Source organism: uncultured Sphingorhabdus sp. (genome assembly GCF_937872355.1).
GTDB lineage: Bacteria > Pseudomonadota > Alphaproteobacteria > Sphingomonadales > Sphingomonadaceae > Sphingorhabdus_B.
Genome location: NZ_CALMSV010000268.1, coordinates 1 through 2,876, shown reverse-complemented (window position 1 = coordinate 2,876; position 2,876 = coordinate 1). Strand labels below are relative to the sequence as shown.

Sequence of the window (2,876 nt, the reverse complement as noted above, 5' to 3'; positions counted from 1 at the left end):
GAGGTCCTCGACCTTCCAGCCGGCCTTCTTGAGGGCGGCGCGCGACGCCGGGATCGGGCCCGAGCCCATGACCGCCGGGTCGACGCCGACGCTCGCCCACGAGGCGATGCGGGCGAGCGGGGTCAGCCCCCGCCTTCCGGCTTCCTTCTCGCTCATCAGGATCGCCACGGCAGCACCGTCGTTGATGCCGGAGGCATTGGCGGCGGTCACCGAACCATCCTTGGCGAAAGCCGGCTTGAGCTTGGCGATCGAGTCGAGTGTCACACCCTTCTTGATGTATTCGTCATCGGCGACGACGACGTCGCCCTTGCGGGTCGAGATGGTGACGGGTGCAATCTCGTCCTTGAACTTGCCGGAGCTTTGCGCGGCCTCGGCCTTGTTCTGGCTCTTCACCGCGAATTCGTCCTGCATGTCGCGGGTGATCTGCCACTGCCTGGCGACGTTCTCGGCGGTCGTCCCCATGTGATAGCCGTTGAAGGCGTCCCACAGGCCGTCCTTGATCATGGTGTCGACGAGCTCGAGCGAGCCCATCTTGACGCCCGCGCGCAGGTGCTGGGCGTGCGGCGCCATGCTCATCGATTCCTGGCCGCCGGCGACGACGATGTCGGAGTCGCCGTTCATCAGCGCCTGATAGCCGAGCGCGACCGAGCGCAGGCCCGAGCCGCACAGCTGGTTGACGATCCAGGCCGGCGCATCCACCGGAATGCCCGAGGCGATCGACGCCTGACGCGCCGGGTTCTGGCCCTGACCGGCGGCGAGGATCTGGCCCATGATGACTTCGGACACGCGGCCCGCCTCGACCCCGGCACGCGCGAGCGCCGCCTTGATCGCGGCCGCGCCGAGCTCGTGAGCGGGCGTATTTGCAAAAGCGCCGTTAAAGCTGCCGACGGCGGTGCGGGCGGCGCTGACGACAACGACATCGTCTTTCATGGGACTCTCCTGGCTGGAAGATATGCGGACTGACGTCTGGGCTCGATAGTCCGGGGATCAGGGGTGACGTGAGCAATCTCGGAGCGGACAAATAACCCCCATTCGGCCCGTCATGCCAGCGAATTATGCGGCGCGGACCGGCCCTTCCCGGACCGCTCCCACGCCGCCGGCGCGATTAACCGCCCCCGCATAAAACGGTAGCCGAGGGCGGCCGAAAGTGCTTACTTTGTTGCGATGCGTCTAAAATGACGCTCCCCGGTCGGCCTTCCCGGACGGGCTGCATCCTCTCGTTGTGTGGGGCGTCATGGCGAAAACAGATGAACCCGTCACCATCAAGAAATACGCCAACCGGCGGCTCTACAACACGGGCACGAGCACCTATGTGACGCTCGAAGACCTCGCCTCGATGGTCAAGAACGGCGAGGATTTCCTGGTTTACGACGCCAAGACCGGCGACGACATCACCCGCACCGTTCTCGCGCAGATCATCTTCGAGCAGGAGAACAAGGCCGGGCAGAACCTGCTGCCGACCACCTTCCTGCGCCAGCTGATCCGCTTCTACGGCGACAGCATGCAGATGCTGGTGCCGCGCTATCTTGAGCAGTCGCTGGACACGCTGACGCGCGAGCAGGAAAAGTTCCGCAGCCAGATGACAAGCGCCTTCGGCATGACGCCGTTCGCGCCGCTGGAAGACGCGGTGCGGCGAAACATGGAAATGTTCGAGCGCACCTTCTCGATGTTCAAGCCGTTCGTGCCGACCAGCAAGTCGAGCCCGCCGACCGCGCCCGCCGGCCCCAAAACCGACGACGCGAAGAGCAGCGACGACATCGACACGCTGCGCCGCCAGATGAAGGAAATGCAGGACAAGCTCGAGAGCCTGTCGAAGGAGCCCGAGAAGAAGGACTGACAGGTTCGGGAACGCGGCCCGACGGCGCGTTGCGCTTGCGCTGGTTTGGATCGCTGCGGCTTGCATCGTCACGGTCCTCCTTCCTTTCGTCCTTCGTTCTCAACCTTCGCATTCAGACAAACAAACCCCGGTTCTGAAAAGAGCCGGGGTTTGTCGTTCGACGATGACGCCGGCGTTTGCGCCGCTCATCGATCGAACATGATCCGAACATAGCGACAAACGCATCGAATGTCAAGGATTATTTTCGTAATTCTGTAAAATATAGGAAAATTAGCTGAATGCCTTAGGCAAGCGGCCAACCAAGGTACCCTCCCTGCCTGCAAGCGAAGCGCCGAGGTAGCGGAATCACGCGTCGGGATCAGCGCAGCCGGGTGGCGCACTGGAGGCTTTCCAACCCGTCGCTCAGACCAGATCGTCGATCGACAATTTGAGCGCGGCCGCCAGTTTGCGGAAGGTCTCGACCGTGCCGGCGCGCGTGCCGTTCTCGATCTGCGACAGATAGGCCGGCGCGATGCCCGCCGACTTCGCCAGCTCCTTTGCGCTGATGCAGCGATACTCGCGAAACACGCGAACCTTGTTTTCGCCGTCCAGAATGCGGTTGGCGTATTCGGCAGGGATCAACTCCTCCTCGCCGCGCTCGAGCTTGCGCTTGATGTCGTCATAGGCGCGAATGTCCGCTGCATCCTCCAGCGCTTCGACGAGCCGCTCATATTCTTCAAGCGGAACGACCGCCATCTTGTCTCCGCTCGGCGTAACGATGATCGTTGGCTTGTTCATGGCTCAGTCCTCATAAACGCTGCCGCGCGGGCCGATCTTCAGGATGTGCAATACCGTTCCGTCCTGATCGAAGATCACGCGATAGTCGCCGATGCGCATCCGGTAGCCAGGCCGCCCGGTCAATCTCTTCACCACATTGGCGAGGCTGGCGGGATTGGCGGGGTTTGGGGCCAAATTATCGATTTTTTCGCCAAAGGCGTTTGCCCGTTCAAACCGAATTTGGACCACAGCTTTCAGCCCAACGCGCGGATACCCGACCACC

The 2,876-nt window shown here is 62.7% G+C and carries 4 protein-coding genes; 1 reads left to right on the top strand and 3 read right to left on the bottom strand.

Going from position 1 to position 2,876, the window contains the following annotated elements; all coding sequences use genetic code 11:
- Positions 1-930 (bottom strand): acetyl-CoA C-acyltransferase (locus Q0239_RS17085; RefSeq protein ID WP_298605103.1); only part of this gene is annotated, 930 nt, incomplete at its 3' end.
- A 304-nt stretch (positions 931-1,234) separates the two neighbouring features.
- Here Q0239_RS17085 and phaR point away from each other — a divergent pair.
- Positions 1,235-1,837, top strand: a complete 603-nt coding sequence (gene phaR / locus Q0239_RS17080; RefSeq protein WP_298605101.1) for a polyhydroxyalkanoate synthesis repressor PhaR — start codon at positions 1,235-1,237, stop codon at positions 1,835-1,837.
- Positions 1,838-2,239: 402 nt separating this feature from the next.
- On the opposite strand, the gene Q0239_RS17075 is transcribed toward phaR, so the two are convergent.
- Together Q0239_RS17075 and Q0239_RS17070 are read right to left on the bottom strand one after the other, a co-directional pair.
- On the bottom strand, positions 2,240-2,614 hold the full coding sequence (locus Q0239_RS17075) for a helix-turn-helix transcriptional regulator (RefSeq protein ID WP_298605100.1): 375 nt from the start codon (positions 2,612-2,614) through the stop codon (positions 2,240-2,242).
- A 3-nt stretch (positions 2,615-2,617) separates the two neighbouring features.
- On the bottom strand, positions 2,618-2,876 hold a 259-nt coding region (locus Q0239_RS17070), incomplete at its 5' end, for a type II toxin-antitoxin system RelE/ParE family toxin (RefSeq protein ID WP_298605098.1).

Coding starts and splice junctions, on each gene's coding strand:
- phaR (WP_298605101.1), top strand. CDS start 1,235: ATGGCGAAAACAGATGAACCCGTCACCATCAAGAAATACGCCAACCGG.
- Q0239_RS17075 (WP_298605100.1), bottom strand. CDS start 2,614: ATGAACAAGCCAACGATCATCGTTACGCCGAGCGGAGACAAGATGGCG.